This is a genomic window from Shewanella sp. GD03713 (assembly GCF_029843705.1).
In the GTDB taxonomy this organism is placed as follows: Bacteria; Pseudomonadota; Gammaproteobacteria; order Enterobacterales; family Shewanellaceae; genus Shewanella.
This window is the reverse complement of the sequence record NZ_JAOCIW010000001.1, coordinates 2,259,148-2,273,210: the sequence shown is the minus strand read 5'-3', so window position 1 is coordinate 2,273,210 and position 14,063 is coordinate 2,259,148. Positions and strand designations below refer to the sequence as shown.

Here is a 14,063-nt window from a genome sequence, read left to right as displayed (position 1 = left end):
GTTTTTCGGCCATTGGCGCAACATGGGAAACACGTATGCATTCACGTAAACCTTTTTACATTTTGGTGGCATTACTATTTATTGTCGGTTTAAGCGCCAGCATTTACCGCGGCGTTAAGCATCAGGTGCCTTTTCTCCCCGGCGAGCAAGTGCAAAGCTGGGCGGTAGACGCCAAGATAAGCTTCGATGGCACAGGGGATGCGGCCGAAGTGTCCTTCTCTTTACCACAGGATCCCGCCTATGAAGTCTTGGTCGAGAACGCCAGCTCCCCAGGCTTTGGGCTGTCCCTGAGTGATGATAAGGACGCGCGCCGTGCCAATTGGTCGATTCGCGAGGCCTATGGCAGCCAAGATCTCTATTATAAAGTGACCCTAGTGCCGACGGGCGTGACCCAAATCCACAGCGACGATATCCCAAGTCAACCAGAGCCTTACCTCTGGCCTGCGACCGAGAAGACCGCCGCGGAGCAAGTGATAAGCGAAACTTGGGCGCGCAGCGCATCGAACTTGTCCTTCGCCCAGCAATTGATGAATGCAATCACGGCCACTAAGCGCAGCCAAAATATGGAGCTGCTACTGTCGAGCCAAACCGCGACGCAAGTGTTTTTACATATGCTGCAAACCAAGGGTATTCCCGCCCGTGAAGTCAGTGGACTCTACCTTGAAGATCAACGCCGCCGTCAATCCCTCTCACCCTTTGTGGAAGTGTTCCATAACAGCGAGTGGGTCTTGTTCGATTTAGTTAAAGGCAAGCAAGGCCGACCAGAGAACTTACTGCTGTGGGAACGTTCGGGCCATTCCGTGCTCGATGTGATGGGCGGCGTTAACTCGCAGGTGCATTTCTCGATGTTACAAGACACCCGCTCGGCATTAGCGACATCCATCGATATGATGATGAATAACAATGCCTTGGATTTTTCACTCTACCAATTACCGCTAGAAGAACAGAGTCTATTTAAGGGTATTTTATTGATCCCTATCGGGGTGCTGATGGTGGTGTTTTTACGGGTGATCATTGGGGTGAAAACCTCGGGTACCTTTATGCCAGTCCTTATCGCCCTCGCCTTTATTCAAACCAGTTTAGTCACGGGCTTAGTCGGCTTCTTGTTGATCGTGGCCTGCGGTCTAATGATCCGCTCCTATTTATCCCAATTAAATCTGTTGCTGATCTCGCGAATATCGGCGGTGATCATCGTCGTTATCGGCATTATCGGTGTCTTTACCTTACTGTCTTATAAATTCGGTTTAAGCGAAGGACTGACGATTACCTTCTTCCCGATGATTATTTTGGCGTGGACCATCGAACGTATGTCTATCCTGTGGGAAGAAGAAGGCCCGAAAGAAGTGATAGTGCAAGGCGGTGGCAGCCTGATGGTCGCCACCCTCGCCTACTTAGCCATGAGTGCCAGTTGGGTACAACACTGGGTATTTAACTTCCTTGGGATCCACTTAGTGATCTTGGCCTTAGTCCTATTAATGGGCCAATACACAGGTTATCGCCTACTCGAACTCAAACGCTTTAAACCACTCGCGGGAGATGCCTAATGAATATTGCTTGGCCATGGGAGCTTCGCGCGCGCGGCGTGCTCAATATGAATAAGCGCAATATCGATTACATTGGTCGCTATAATCCGCGTAAATTTTATAAACGAGTGGACGATAAGCTGCTGACTAAACAGTTGGCATTAGCCAATGATATTGCCGTGCCCGATTTAATCGCCGTTGTGCGCGAGCAGCACGAAATTGTGCATATTCCCGAGCGCGTTAAGGGCCGCACAGGGTTTGTGATCAAACCTGCCAAGGGCTCTGGTGGTAAAGGCATTTTAGTGATCACCCATATTGAGCAGGGGCGTTACTATAAACCCAGCGGGCACGAAGTCAGCCCATCGGAATTGGATAGACACGTGTCTAATATCCTCAGCGGCTTATTCTCCCTTGGCGGCAAACCCGATGTAGCGATTGTCGAGGGACTGATTGAATTCGAGCCCGTGTTTGACGGTTACAGCCATGAAGGCGTGCCCGATATCCGCTTGATTGTCTTTAAAGGTTTTCCGGTGATGGGAATGCTCAGGCTCTCCACCGCCGCCTCCGATGGTAAGGCCAATTTGCACCAAGGCGCCGTAGGTGTGGGCGTTGACATTGCCACGGGAAAAGGGTTACATGCTGTGCAATTTGATTCTCCAATTGAGTTTCATCCAGATACAGGCAAAAAGCTCACCGATATTGTCGTCCCCCATTGGGACAGCTTGCTGCATACCGCATCGAGCGCATATGAAATGTGTGAGATGGGTTATTTAGGCACAGATATGGTGCTTGATCAGACTAAAGGCCCGCTGTTATTGGAACTCAATGCACGCCCGGGACTGGCGATCCAGATTGCAAATGGAAAAGGCATTTTGCCTAGACTTAAGCATGTCGAAGCCATGTCATCCCATTCAATGACAGTTGCAGAACGTGTAGCCTATGCAAAAATCCATTTTAACGGCTAGCCTGTTTGGCTGGTGTTTATCCTCCCTCGGTGCAGCCTATGCTGCGCCAAGTCCTGTGCCGCTGCTGGTTGAGCAGTGTTTGCGCCAACCCAATATCGATTTGGCTGGCGCCTTCGCCAGTTATGCCAGCACCCACCAGCGCCAAAGCTTAACACTGGCGGATAAGGCCCTAGTGTTAGAGCAGCAAACCATAGGGCTGAATAATGTCAACGACAGACTCACCTACTACCGAGGTTTGCTGCTGTCGGGGGATGAGCGCCAAGGTTTACTGCAGTGTCAGTTGCGCTTGGCCGACACTTTGAGCGACTTACTAAATCAGGCGGAATTTAGCCAACTGGCGTTTGAGCTGACCCAAGCCACTGCGGCAAATAATGATGCGCCAAATCAGGAGCAGTATTTACTCGGTGAGCAATTAACGGCTTTATTGCGCCAACATTTATCCATTATGGATAAAGCCAAGCTGCACACGGCGCAGGCTAGCATTCGCCAAGGCTTAGGCAATCAGCAGTTTCAACTGGATATTCAAGCGGCTAACTGCCAGCTAACAGATGAAGTAGCGGAGATTAATACAGCCAATAACGAGGAAGAAACAGCAAATTCAGGCACTTTCTCAGGGACTATCGCGAGTTACTTGTTAAAGCAACCTAATGCCGAATGTCGACAAACCCTGTGGCAAGCCTATCAAGGTCGAGCCAGGGAACATAATCAAGTCGCCTTACACCGCATTGCCGAGCTTCGCCAACGCATTGCCAATGACGCAGGTTTTAGCGATTACGCCAGTTACAGCCTCAGCGATCAACAACTCAATACCCCGGAATTAGTTAAAGCGTTTCTCGATAGCCAAACCGAAGCAATTCAAGTTACCCCTTGGGATCTTGGCCGTACCTTATCGCAATTACCTAGTGCGCAAACCACCACCCTCAATACCCGAGAGCTGCTCGACAAGGCCTTAACAAGCTTAAGCGAGTTTGGTTTACGTTTTGAGGTGATTGGCGAGCATCTAGACTCGACAGCTACTCAAACGGCACTTTCTCAAACGGCACTCGCACAAGCGCAGCAACAGATCCTCCGCGTTTACCATATGGATAGATTATTGGGAGAAGTGTATCTGGCTATCGGCGCTCAAGATAAAGTGAATAAACCTAGGAATGCCAGTCAACACACCCTCAGGCAAAATGTGATTGGACAGCAATTTGGTCAACAGGCGCTTGAGCTCCCCGCGACACTCAATAATTTCAAAGATATAGAACGCTTTACCCAAGCCCTCGCCGATGCAATGACCTCGCTGGCGCGCGGCAGTCATTTTTACCTTAATAACACCTTAGGCCCGACGCTCGATACCAATCAATTACCGAGTCTTTGGCTCGCTAAGGTATTACGCCAAACGCTATTCCCCCAATTTGATACCCTATATATTCAGCCGAGGGAAACGCTCGCAAGCACCTATGCAACGCAGCTTAAAGTCTTTCGCGCTAAGGTAGCACTTAACTTTTACCAGTCCTTAAACCAGCAAAGCTATCCGGATCTCCCTGCTGAATTTAGCAAAAGCTTTGGGGCGAACTGGACACAAGCGATTGATTACCCATACAGTTTCAATGCAATCGCCAACGAAGGCCCACGTTATTATCAATCCCTGTGGCAAGCCAAACTCGCAACGCTTGTCCATCAATCCACCCAAGACTGCCAAGATAAGCTTGGGCTTTTTAATCTCCTCGTGGTCAATGAGACCGCACTCACCTTGAGCGAGCAACTGCGCGCCATACTTGGCGAACCCGTGGATGCCGCTGCGCTTATCCAAAGGATTATCCATGTCTCAGGATCTGAAAATCACCCATACACCACAACCGAAACACAAACTCACACTACCCATTGCGCTTTTTAGCGGTTTAGCCTTCTTTACCGCACAGAGTGCTTTCGCCAACACGCAAAGCTCGCCCTTAAGTCACGCTGGGCTTGAGTACTCACAAAAGGTACTCAAGCCAAACGCCGCGGATAAAACCGAATTAAGCCAAAGCGACGTTGCGCAGCTTATTCAACAGAACCTTGAAACCCATCTCTATACACTCCCGCCTCGGGTGCAGGGCCATTATGGGATCCGCCTCTATCGCCTGACGGGCGATGAGCAATATGCTAACGCGGCGTTAGTCGATCTTTATGCGGTAACCGAAGCTCAAGCGTTTTATGCCTGCCAAATGGATAACCCTGAGTTTGTACGCCAAGCCTCACAGAACGCCATCGCCGAACTGGGCAATGGTCCCAGAGCCAAGGCCCGTAAAAAAGCCCTCGCGCCCTTTCCTGAGTTTTTATTTTACTCCGATGTGCTATTGCGATTTGCCAGTCGAATCGATGAGTTAGGCTTTACAGGTCCTTGCCATAATCAAATGATCCAAGCCCTCAAAAAGGCCGACTTACGTCAAGGTTTGACCGATCCCGCAATGATTAAAGCCTGGGCGGCGCAACTGATTAACTATGTGTATTGGGCCAAACAATTGGGTGTGGGAGATTATCTAGAGGATTATAAAACGGCGTTTACTCGGGTTTATCCTGATTCGCAGGATGCCACACTCAGCAAAGCACTGTTTCGTAATAAGCTCTACGGCATGACGCATTTTATCTTTGCCGCCAGTGAATATTATCAGCATCGGGTGGATGCCACTGAGTTTGCATGGATTTTGGATTACTTTGACGCCAACATTGAGCGAATTTTACAGGATGCGACCGACGATATTATTGCCGAAGTCGGCATTAGTTTTCTGCTAGCGGGCAAGACAGACCATACTGTCGTGGCTCAAACTCGGACTTATATTGCCAACTCGTTCGACCCTAATAGTCAAATTATCCCCTCACCCAAAGGCAATCCTGACTTAGCCCTTGGCGAGCATCGTAATGTGCTTGCGATAATGTTACTTAATTGGCCAGAAACGCTCTATCCCGGCCCCTATCTTAACGAACTTAACGCGACGAAAAAGTATTTACCTATGGGCGTGACGCCTAAGGTTATCGATTAACCCATACCCATAGTTCGTACTGATAAGAGGTTGTCACGCCGCAGCATTGCAACGCGATAACCTCTTTTTCAATTAACACGATAATAGTATTGAAAAAACGATCATAGCTCGCCACTATAAGCCTCAATCTATCGCTTTTTTAGAAACCTGTCGTTTACGACATGAGGACAACCATGACTCGCGCGAAATCCACCCTTGAGCAATGGCGTATTTTACAGGCTGTCGTCGACTATGGCGGCTATGCGCAGGCGGCAGAAAAGCTCAATAAGAGCCAATCCTCACTCAATCATGCGGTAGCTAAGTTGCAACACCAGCTCGGTATAGAGCTACTCGAAGTTCGAGGCCGCAAAGCTTACCTGACACCACAGGGCGAAGTATTATTGCGCCGTTCGCGTCATGTGACTCAAGCGGTCAATGAGTTAGAACAACTCGCGAGCAACCTTGAGCAAGGTTGGGAGCCCACACTTACCATTGCTCGCGAAATCGTCTATCCGATGGAAAGTCTAGTGTGCGCGCTAAGTGACTTTTTGCCCCATAGCCGCGGCACTCGGATCATTATGTTGGACTCAGTCATCACAGGTACTCAAGAATTAATCCTTCAAAATAAGGTCGATATTGCGATTTGCGCAGGAATTCCACCGAAGGGCTATTTATCCGAGCCCCTGTGTGAACAGGAGCTGCATCTGGTTTGCCACCCGAGCCACCCCTTGGCAGAAATGGGCACCTTAGACGATGACAAGCTACTAGCGCAGTACCTGCAACTGGTGATCAAAGACACGGGCCTGCAACCCAATGTTGATATCGGTTGGTTGAAGGCCGAGCAGCGCTGGACAGTATCTAACTTCCATGAGGCGAAAGTCATTTTAAATCAGGGTATTGGTTTCTGCTGGATCCCATCTTTCCTTATCCAAGAGGAATTAGCCGCAGGCAAACTAGTGCGTTTACACCTCCAAGGCAGTCAGAAACGGCGGATTATGTTAAGCCTTGTGATCCCGAATCGTGACCAACAGGGCCCCGCTTCAAAACTGCTGGCCTCTTATCTCCTCAAACATCATGGTGTGAGTACAAGCGAATAACCACGCTCAACTTCTTCCACCGTGTGCGGCAAAACGAGCACCAGGCTGCAGGGAATCATTGTGGGTTTATCCTCTTAATGGCGACTGAACTTGTCAAACAGAACGGGCTTAAGCGATTGTCCTTAATAGGCAAACGCTAGTTAGTTAAAATTTGCGGGCATTTCGAGAACGAGAGGCTAGACATTCACATCTAAGAAGCGTGGACGGTGCAGTGCTAAGGTTTGAGGATTGAACAGGCCGCGTGTATTTTGACCGCTTGAGGACTCGAGCGCCAATCCATTGAACATAACACTGCCTGGCTCGTAGCTAGACGAATCACCTATCGGCTCAAGTGAAACATCATTCGAACCTGATTGATTAACTTCAGTGTTTCCCTTACTTGTCAGCGTTGTTACAGCGACCGAGCCGTAGAAACGCACAGCATTACTGCCGTTTGTGGTGTGACTCGATGTGCCCTTGTTATCACGAGACGACGCCAACCGCTGCATAGCAACCTCTGGCGCTTCATCCAACGCTAAGGTCGCCGTTGGCGGCTCGATGGTCTCTGTCTTATCAACTTCAGAGGTACTTGCTACATCTGAGGTTTTACTCGATGCAACCTGCGCCGCAATGGCTTGTTTAATCTTATCAATCACGTCTGTTACAGGCGCCGATGGTGCCTCTTGGGGCGCAGTAATATTGCCATTAGCATCAATCTTGCCTGTGACTTGAATTTGCCGCTCCTTAAGCGGTGGTAAACCTTCAATCAGTGCCTCGGCGCCAATCAGCGTTTCCGTTGTCGGTTGATCAACTATCTGCTGCTGACGTTCCTCTGCAAGTTTCGCCTTGGCCTCATTCATTTTCTGCAGCGCTTCTGCGGCAACACGAATATCCGCCGAAGAAGGATCAACGGGTGCCATCGCCGCCGCATAGACCTGCTTCATCTTATTGATGGTCGCCAGTGGATCGCCAGGTACTATCGACACATCGATTTGCACCTCACCGTCAGTCGCATAACGCTGACCATCGGCACCTTTTTCATATTTGAAACTGGGGCTTTGGGCATATTGACCGCCCACACTGGCGTGGGCATGCTCATGGGCTTTGACTTCTGTGTCCCTTGATTTTAATGCGTCCACTTGGGCTTTTTGCTGCTCAATTGCCTTTTCTTGCGCCTGTTTAACTTGCTCCTTCGCTACGTCTTGCTGACGAGTTTGCTCGTCCTGTGTCTGCTGAGCTTGTTTAGTTTGCTCTGCTTTGGCAAAAACCTCGGCTAACGCTTGCTGCTTTTGCTCCTGCTCTTGTGCCGCCTGTGCCCTTGCCTGCTTGGCTTGTTCATCTCGCGCATCTTGAGCTTGAATTTGTTCTGTTTGAGTCTGCTGTTGTTGCGTTTGAGCATTTGGGGTAATTCCAGCACCGACTTGGCCACTTTCCCCCGAGGGTTTACTAAAAACACGGCTCAACTGCTCGCTTACACCGCTTGATTGATTGCTATCAGGAAGCGCATTTGAATTGGCAAAAGCTGAGGCGCCGGAATGTGACGCTTTGCCTGTCGCATCTGCACCAGAAAATTCAGTCGCAAAGGGAGTCACCACTGCACTTGAGGCATTTGGATTAATGCTATTAGACCCGGTTGAGCCAATATTCGTAGCAACCGCTGTAGATGTGGAGAAAATATTGGCTAACCCCACACTCGCGGAGCCAACACTGCTATCGGTAGTAGCAATTGTGGCTGCAAGGCTTGGGGCTGGAGGAGAAAAAGGCGTAACAGCACCACTCGTGGCGCTAAAACCTACATCCGATGCCCCCAAGGTTGAAACTGATGGCTGTGTGGCTATGGCAGCAATTTGCCCTTCCCTCATTCCGCCAATCGAGCGAGGGCCTGTGAGTAAGCTAAAGCTAGTTGAAGCATGTAAGCTTGTATTTAACGGAGTCGAAACAGTCTCGTTAGAATGGAGTTGTGCCTTGGCATTTCCACCGAGAGCGGTGAAAGCCTTCTGAACAGCTCCAGTATCAACATGAGATGAAATCGGAGGACTAGCAGGTTTGACATCCGTCAATGAAGCGGGCGGTGTCGTACTGATTGGCATAGCTTGGTCCATCACAGCCCCGAGGCTGCTTAGTGATGGTGCAAGTGCCCCACTCGCTTCGAGTTTTGGCGCATTTAGGTTAGTGGTTGAAGCAAAGAGCGTTGCAACCGCCTGACCATTTCCCCCTTGATAAGTCTGTCCGCCTTGAGGTTTAACGCCTTTTGCTGGCTCAATAGACTTATCCGCGCCCAAAAACGAAGTGGATGGCGCGCCAATTTGTGCTGACAGCGCCATAACCGACATAACTATACCTTGATGTTAATTATCGAACCTATGGTTTCTGACTCTCGCTGGAGTACCTCAGTCGATGCCTCACCTTGTCGCAATGATTCATTCGCCGCCAGTAACGCCGAAGTTTTATCGGGTTCATCTACCGCCTTAGCGGTTTCTGTCGGCGCAGCACTTTGCGATGGGCTAGGTTTGGCCACATCAATCGTTGCCTGCGTGAGCCCTGATTGAGCCGTTTGCAAGCCTTGCAGACCGGAAGCATAAGCAGATTGGATTTGCATAGGAGTATTCCTGCATCTGGTAATGACTGGATTAATTATTAACCAACTCTAGTGCGAAGTACAGATTTATCGCCCCTTCTAGCGGCATTTTCGAGCGCATTTCTGCAGGATCTTCGCACGCCATTTAACCCGCAATCCAAGCCGATTCCCAATCCTTAAAAACCGGATTAAATCCCCGAAGGCGCATCTGAGTCATGACTTGCTCAACGGTACGTTCATCGCTTATCTCAAACTGATCTAATTGGCTCTCTGGCGCCTGATAACCGCCAGGTTGCGTTGAACTCCCCGCACTCATTTGTGTTATCCCAAGTGGCAGCAAATTATCCCGAAGTGATGGCGCCTCGCGTGTCGATAAACTGATATCAAGTTGCTGATTAAAAAGCCTGAAGGCACAGATCAATTGTACCAGTCCAAGATCGGTTAAATGCACTTTTGGCGTTATGCCGCCGGTACAAGGCCGCAAACGAGGTAACGAAATACTAAAGCGAGTCCGCCAATAATGCCGTTCTAAATAGTCCAAATGATGCCCCATCAGTAAGGCATCGAGTCGCCAGTCATCCAAACCCAATAACACGCCTAGGCCAATCTTATCGACACCTGCGCTGGCAACGCGGTCGGGCGTTGCCAGCCGATACGCAAAGTCCTGCTTATTGCCTCGGGTGTGATGCTTAGCATAGGTCGCCGCTTGATAGGTTTCTTGATACACCATCACAGCATCAAGTCCTAGCTCGACAAGCTGGCGATAATCAATCTCATCAAGCGGCTGTACCTCCATGGCTAAATAACTAAACTGCTGTTTTACAATGGGTAACACGCGCTTAAAGTAATCCATCCCTACTTTGGTTTCATGCTCACCCGATACCAGTAAGATAGAGTCAAAGCCACGGGATTTAATAATCGCCATTTCGGCCACAATTTCCTGCTCATTGAGCACTTTGCGCTTTAGCTTATTGCTCATGCTAAAGCCGCAATAGTCGCACTCGTTGGCACACAGATTTGACAGATATAAGGGTAAATAGAGTCCAATATTGGCCCCAAAGCGTTGCCGAGTGAGCGCCGCCGAGCGCTGCGCCATCTCTTCAATATAGGGCTCTGCTGCTGGAGACAACAAGGCGAGTAAACTCTCTAGATTACCCTCGGGTTGCATCAGGGCGCGCTCAACCTCCGCTGCCGTGCAGGAATATAACGCCAGCAATAACTTATCCCGTTCAATGCGGGCAAATTGGTCAACAAAACTCATTGCTGCAAGAATCCTGTTAATGGACTGGTATGGACAGCCTGGGTTTGCACTCGGCCAAGCCCCGCTTCAAAGGCGCGTCGCCCGCAATCTACTGCATCCTTAAAGCACTGCGCCATTTCAATGGGCGAAGCACTACTCGCGATGGCGGTATTAACCAGAACGGCATCGGCTCCCAGCTCCATCGCGTGGGCCGCATGGGATGGCGCGCCAATTCCCGCATCAATCACCACGGGCACTTTTGCCTGCTCAATAATCATCTTGATAAAAGACTCAGTCACCAGCCCCTGATTAGTGCCAATTGGGCTTGCCAGTGGCATCACGGCAGCGCAGCCAACCTCTTCTAAGCGGCGACATAACACAGGATCGGCATGCACGTAGGGCATCACGATAAACCCACGTTCACACAGGGTTTTGGCCGCCGCTAACGTCTCGACTGCATCGGGCATCAGGTATTTGGGATCGGGATGAATTTCAAGTTTAACCCATTGTGTTCCCAGCATTTCCCGCGCCAGTTCAGCGGCGAATATCGCTTCCTTCGCATTACGCGCCCCCGATGTATTAGGCAAGAGTCGCACGCCCGCTTGCCTTAGTGGCGATAGCAAATCATCGGCTCCTGTTTTCAAATCAATTCTTTTCATCGCAACTGTAACCAACTGCGATTTAGACGCCTTAATGGACTCCAGCATCAGCTGACTTGAGCTGAACTTACCCGTGCCCGTAAATAATCGTGACTCAAATTCCACACCCGCAATCGTTAACATCTTAACCTCCAGCTACAACGGCAAATACATCAATCTTATCCTCGTGTTGGCACTGGATAGATGACCATCGGTGTTTTGGCACAACAGCCTCATTAAGCACTAAGGCAACCGAGTGTTGGCAAATATTTTGTGCTTCTAACAAGGCTTGTAAACTCAGCGGTTGTTGCAGTGTTTGGGGCATATTATTGAGATGAATTAAAATCATAACAAACCTCGATTAGGGACAGATTTGAATGAAACGGTTACGGTCGAATGCTGAGTGTTAGCATTCGCCTTTTCTACGCGCTCGCTTGATTGGCGTTGCATGAATTCACTCGGTTTTAATGAATTCAGCTTTAATGAACTCGGTTTTAATCCGCACACTTCGCACTCGGGATCACGGGTTAATGCGGCCGAATGCCATTGCAGCAACTTGGCATCGAAGCGCCAGAATCGCCCAAGTAGCGCTCTCGTGGAGGCGATTGAATGGCTTGCCTCTTCGAAAGTCTGATTGGCTGTTTGCTTTGTTGCAGAGGTTGGCGGCGTGGCTAGGAGCAACAATTGCATTGCTAGCAGCGCCTGCATCGATGCCATCACGCCGACACTGGGGCCAAGCACACCTTGGCTGCTACAATTTTGTGGCGCGCGAGTATTCGAGGGGAAAATACAGTGATAACAACCGCCCATTGGGAAACGCTGTTGATCAACCGCAAACAGTTGACCGTTGAAAGCGGCAATGGAGGCGCTCACCAGAGGTAAGGCATGATCAATACACAGCCGATTGATACAGTGGCGCGCTGCAAGATTATCGGTACAATCAAGCACTAACCTCGTCTCTTCACCATGGGCTAACAGACCAGAAAATACAGTGTTCGCAGACTCGAGAGTCAAATGCTCGGCAAAGGCATCAATCTCACAACCTTGCGCTAACACGGCCAATTTCTGTTTAGCAATGAGGGCTTTGTGATGGCCAATATCGTCGTCACTAAAGAGTAATTGCCTTGGCAGATTGGACAATTCCACCCTATCGCCGTCGACAAGCGTTAAGCGCCCAATACCGGCACAAGCTAAATACTGCGCCGCCAATTGCCCAAGGCCGCCGAGGCCGACGATAAGGACATGAGTCTGTTTAAGCAGCAACTGGCCAGCCTCGCCGACCTCAGGTAAAAATATTTGCCGCGAATAACGAATAAAGTCTTTATCGGCAAGGGATTGCGCCTGCTCTTGTGTCATGCTCATAGGCTTGACTCCCAAGCCCGAGTCAATTCGGCATAGGCCATTACTGGATCATTTGCTTCGGTAATCGCCCGCACCACGGCAATATTGCTCACCCCAGTCGCTTTGACTTGGGCAAGATTCGAAGGTCCTATGCCACCAATTGCCACTAAGGGATAGTGCGCATTTAACAGCTCAACATAATGAGTGAGTTTACATAACCCCTGCGGCGCCGATGGCATTTGCTTGGTGGTCGTCGGGAAGATATGCCCAAGGGCGATGTAAGATGGCGCATGTTGATGGGCACGCAGTAACTCGAAATAACCGTGGCTCGAGATGCCAAGAGCCAAGCCTACTGCATGAATGGCGTAAAGATCCGTTACCGCCAGATCTTCTTGTCCAAGATGGACCCCAAATGCGCCATGCTTTATCGCTAACTGCCAATGATCATTGATAAAAAGCTGCGCATCATAATGCTTACCTAAGGCAATCGCGGTTTGGATTTTTGCCTCAAGTTCGTCCGACGCCAGCACATTAGACTTTAGCGCATTAGACTTTATCCTGAGCTGTACCGTCTTCACGCCCGCCGCCAATAACTGTTCGAGTAACAGTAAGTTATCGACAACTGGATAAATCCCTAAGTCAGGTTCAAGGCGCTTAAACGCGCCGCATTGCAAATCACTGGATTCACTCAAGCTGTTTTGAGAATAAGCAGTGACGTGAGGATACGCTGTTAAGCTGTGCGGCCAAGCGGTACGCGCGAGTGGCCCAGGGCCTTGGCCAATCCCCTGTGCATAAGTTAAGCCTTGATTGACATAGGCTTTTGCTACCACAACTGCATCCTGCAATACAAAGCCAAAAGCTAACACCGAGGCGATGGCCGAAGACAGAGTACAACCACTGCCATGGTTGTGGCGAGTGTTTATCCGCACACTGCTCAGCCAAAAACCGCCATTCGCGTCAAGCGGTGAGCAGCCAGTAACCTGATGACAAATCAGCAGATCTTCCGCCAAACGCTGATTATCTGCGGCGATACGATGACTTGTGATACCGCTTTTGTGATCGCTTAAGCTATCCCTTATATTAATGCCAGCACTTGCCTGAGCCGCAAAATCAATATCGCCGCCCTTGGCTAATACGCTGCAAGCTAATTGCACAGAAAGTTGCATTGCCGCAGCGGCGAACTCTGCTTTTGTGTGAATTGCTGACGCTTGTTTATCTGTAACGACAGTAAGCCTTGCCAACTCCTGCACATTCGGCGTAATCAGGCTAATCAAGCCCTTAAAGGGAGTAAAATCCAGAGGTTTGCTCGCCGTGCTCTTATCGCCAAGTTCATCCCCACAGCTTGCAACCATCACAGGGTCGAGAATAACGGGGACGAGCGGAAATTGGGTTTTAAAACCAGCCAACCAATCGGCAACTAAGTGCACTTGCTGCTGATTCGCGAGTAAGCCAATTTTAATCGCCTGAGGCGGTAAATCGGCTAACAGGGTCGAGAGCTGTGTGAGTAACATTGCCTCACTCACAGGCTCAACTAACGCCACCGCCACCGAACTTTGGGCCGTTAACGTGGTGATCACGCTGCATCCATGGCAGCCCAAATCCTTGATGGTGGCTAAGTCGGCTTGGATCCCCGCGCCGCCACCGCTGTCTGAACCGGCAATGGTCCAGACGATAGGTTTAGGCGCCACCTGGCTAATATGTTTAGCTGGGGTCAT

Annotated in this window: 12 protein-coding genes; 5 read left to right on the top strand and 7 right to left on the bottom strand. The window is 50.0% G+C overall.

From position 1 onward, the window contains the following. The first annotated feature begins 35 nt into the window (after positions 1-35). The 5 genes from N5E87_RS10080 (at position 36) to N5E87_RS10060 (ending at position 6,572) form a co-directional block, all read left to right on the top strand. Positions 36-1,544, top strand: coding sequence for a UUP1 family membrane protein (locus tag N5E87_RS10080; RefSeq protein WP_086903460.1), 1,509 nt, complete (start codon positions 36-38; stop codon positions 1,542-1,544). Then, positions 1,544-2,488: an alpha-L-glutamate ligase-like protein gene (locus N5E87_RS10075; protein WP_086903461.1), complete on the top strand. Its 945-nt coding sequence runs from the start codon at positions 1,544-1,546 to the stop codon at positions 2,486-2,488. Before N5E87_RS10080 ends, N5E87_RS10075 begins: the two co-directional genes overlap by 1 nt. Further along, entirely contained in the window at positions 2,463-4,370 is a 1,908-nt protein-coding gene (locus tag N5E87_RS10070) for a M3 family metallopeptidase (protein ID WP_086903462.1), read from the top strand. The genes N5E87_RS10075 and N5E87_RS10070 overlap by 26 nt, the downstream gene beginning before the upstream one ends. Further along, the gene (locus N5E87_RS10065; protein WP_086903463.1) at positions 4,297-5,496 is read left to right on the top strand and encodes a DUF3541 domain-containing protein; all 1,200 of its coding nucleotides are present in this window, start codon (positions 4,297-4,299) and stop codon (positions 5,494-5,496) included. Before N5E87_RS10070 ends, N5E87_RS10065 begins: the two co-directional genes overlap by 74 nt. A 173-nt stretch (positions 5,497-5,669) precedes the next feature. After that, a complete protein-coding gene (locus tag N5E87_RS10060) occupies positions 5,670-6,572 on the top strand; it encodes a LysR family transcriptional regulator (protein WP_086903464.1) in 903 nt (300 codons plus the stop codon). 176 nt (positions 6,573-6,748) lie between these two features. On the opposite strand, the gene N5E87_RS10055 is transcribed toward N5E87_RS10060, so the two are convergent. The 7 genes from N5E87_RS10055 to thiE all read right to left on the bottom strand — a co-directional run bounded on the left by N5E87_RS10055 (position 6,749) and on the right by thiE (position 14,063). Continuing rightward, on the bottom strand, positions 6,749-8,884 hold the full coding sequence (locus N5E87_RS10055) for a putative metalloprotease CJM1_0395 family protein (RefSeq protein WP_086903465.1): 2,136 nt from the start codon (positions 8,882-8,884) through the stop codon (positions 6,749-6,751). 2 nt (positions 8,885-8,886) lie between these two features. Beyond that, entirely contained in the window at positions 8,887-9,150 is a 264-nt protein-coding gene (locus N5E87_RS10050) for a chemotaxis protein (RefSeq protein ID WP_086903466.1), read from the bottom strand. 124 nt (positions 9,151-9,274) lie between these two features. Beyond that, positions 9,275-10,390 carry a 2-iminoacetate synthase ThiH gene (gene thiH / locus N5E87_RS10045; protein ID WP_086903467.1) on the bottom strand — a complete coding sequence of 372 codons (1,116 nt, stop codon included), beginning with the start codon at positions 10,388-10,390 and terminating at the stop codon, positions 9,275-9,277. Continuing rightward, positions 10,387-11,151: a thiazole synthase gene (locus N5E87_RS10040; RefSeq protein ID WP_086903468.1), complete on the bottom strand. Its 765-nt coding sequence runs from the start codon at positions 11,149-11,151 to the stop codon at positions 10,387-10,389. The genes thiH and N5E87_RS10040 overlap by 4 nt, the downstream gene beginning before the upstream one ends. A gap of 1 nt (position 11,152) precedes the next feature. Further along, positions 11,153-11,356, bottom strand: a complete 204-nt coding sequence (thiS, locus tag N5E87_RS10035; RefSeq protein WP_086903469.1) for a sulfur carrier protein ThiS — start codon at positions 11,354-11,356, stop codon at positions 11,153-11,155. Further along, positions 11,353-12,369, bottom strand: coding sequence for a HesA/MoeB/ThiF family protein (locus tag N5E87_RS10030; protein WP_086903470.1), 1,017 nt, complete (start codon positions 12,367-12,369; stop codon positions 11,353-11,355). The genes thiS and N5E87_RS10030 overlap by 4 nt, the downstream gene beginning before the upstream one ends. After that, entirely contained in the window at positions 12,366-14,063 is a 1,698-nt protein-coding gene (gene thiE, locus N5E87_RS10025) for a thiamine phosphate synthase (RefSeq protein ID WP_086903471.1), read from the bottom strand. The genes N5E87_RS10030 and thiE overlap by 4 nt, the downstream gene beginning before the upstream one ends.

What these genes read in the sequence shown, in the direction of transcription:
- N5E87_RS10080 (WP_086903460.1), top strand. Translation starts at nt 36, where the DNA reads ATGCATTCACGTAAACCTTTTTACATTTTGGTGGCATTACTATTTATT.
- N5E87_RS10075 (WP_086903461.1), top strand. Translation starts at nt 1,544, where the DNA reads ATGAATATTGCTTGGCCATGGGAGCTTCGCGCGCGCGGCGTGCTCAAT.
- N5E87_RS10070 (WP_086903462.1), top strand. Translation starts at nt 2,463, where the DNA reads ATGCAAAAATCCATTTTAACGGCTAGCCTGTTTGGCTGGTGTTTATCC.
- N5E87_RS10065 (WP_086903463.1), top strand. Translation starts at nt 4,297, where the DNA reads ATGTCTCAGGATCTGAAAATCACCCATACACCACAACCGAAACACAAA.
- N5E87_RS10060 (WP_086903464.1), top strand. Translation starts at nt 5,670, where the DNA reads ATGACTCGCGCGAAATCCACCCTTGAGCAATGGCGTATTTTACAGGCT.
- N5E87_RS10055 (WP_086903465.1), bottom strand. Translation starts at nt 8,884, where the DNA reads ATGTCGGTTATGGCGCTGTCAGCACAAATTGGCGCGCCATCCACTTCG.
- N5E87_RS10050 (WP_086903466.1), bottom strand. Translation starts at nt 9,150, where the DNA reads ATGCAAATCCAATCTGCTTATGCTTCCGGTCTGCAAGGCTTGCAAACG.
- thiH (WP_086903467.1), bottom strand. Translation starts at nt 10,390, where the DNA reads ATGAGTTTTGTTGACCAATTTGCCCGCATTGAACGGGATAAGTTATTG.
- N5E87_RS10040 (WP_086903468.1), bottom strand. Translation starts at nt 11,151, where the DNA reads ATGTTAACGATTGCGGGTGTGGAATTTGAGTCACGATTATTTACGGGC.
- thiS (WP_086903469.1), bottom strand. Translation starts at nt 11,356, where the DNA reads ATGATTTTAATTCATCTCAATAATATGCCCCAAACACTGCAACAACCG.
- N5E87_RS10030 (WP_086903470.1), bottom strand. Translation starts at nt 12,369, where the DNA reads ATGAGCATGACACAAGAGCAGGCGCAATCCCTTGCCGATAAAGACTTT.
- thiE (WP_086903471.1), bottom strand. Translation starts at nt 14,063, where the DNA reads ATGACCCCAGCTAAACATATTAGCCAGGTGGCGCCTAAACCTATCGTC.